Annotated in this window: 1 pseudogene; it reads right to left on the bottom strand. The window is 54.6% G+C overall.

Going from position 1 to position 881, the window contains the following annotated elements:
• Positions 1-616 (bottom strand): annotated as a pseudogene (locus A4S05_RS38340) (CPBP family intramembrane glutamate endopeptidase); the annotation flags it as partial.
• Positions 617-881 lie beyond the last annotated feature (265 nt).

Genomic DNA, 881 nt, shown 5'->3' with positions numbered 1-881 from the left:
CCGAGACGATCGCCAGAAACACGCGGTTCGACCAGATCAGGCTTGCGCCCTGCACGATGTACCCGCGAAAGAAAAGCTCCTCAGTGGTCGTCTGGATTGCGGTGATGACCAGCGCGATCGGTACAAAGAGCGCGAACGTCTTGAGGTCGGAGTTGAAGGAGAAGCTATCGGGGTAGAGGAGGTACTGCCCCAGTCCGGCTAGCAGCACCCACGGCACAAACCCAGCCACAAAGCCATGACCGACGCGCCGCCAACTGATCTGCTCCCGCGCCGTGACGAGTGTCCGGGGATGACGCTGGTGGATGAGGGTGACGGCGATGAGGATTCCCGCGAGCCACACCGGAAAACCTGCCATGCTCACGACAAAGCCCCCCACCCGACCGAACGCGGCATAATCCAGCCGACCGAAAGCCGCGACACCCTCTTTGCCGCCGATCGCGAGCGCGACGAGCGCACTGGCGAAGTTGGCAACGACCATCCAGGCAAAGAGGATGATCATCAGCCCCAGAACATACCGCCACCACCGATACTTACCCCACCGGGCAGCCTCGACGTAAGTCGCGTCTTTCACTTCTGTTCCGATTCCCTGGTGTCTTTTGATTGCTTTAATCTTCATCTTTGTCTCCTTTACTCGTACATATATGTAGTACTTGGAAGTTAGCAAACCTGTTTTGCGGTCATTCCAGTGAGGCGTTTAAATTCAACAAAACAGGCAAAAACTAGCGAGCAAATGCGCGATCGCCGACTAGCACTCACAAACAAGTCAGGTATAAATAGAGCTTAGTGACTTACTGCAACAATGGCTGTCATCAACTCTGTCATTTTCCAGCGTGCGGTATATCGAATGGTATTGATAAATAAGACTGGGGCAGTTGTTACTC

The sequence above is a fragment of the Nostoc sp. KVJ20 genome (genome assembly GCF_001712795.1).
In the GTDB taxonomy this organism is placed as follows: domain Bacteria; phylum Cyanobacteriota; class Cyanobacteriia; order Cyanobacteriales; family Nostocaceae; genus Nostoc.
The sequence above is the reverse complement of the archived record's forward strand: the minus strand, read 5'-3'. Positions and strand labels throughout refer to the sequence as shown.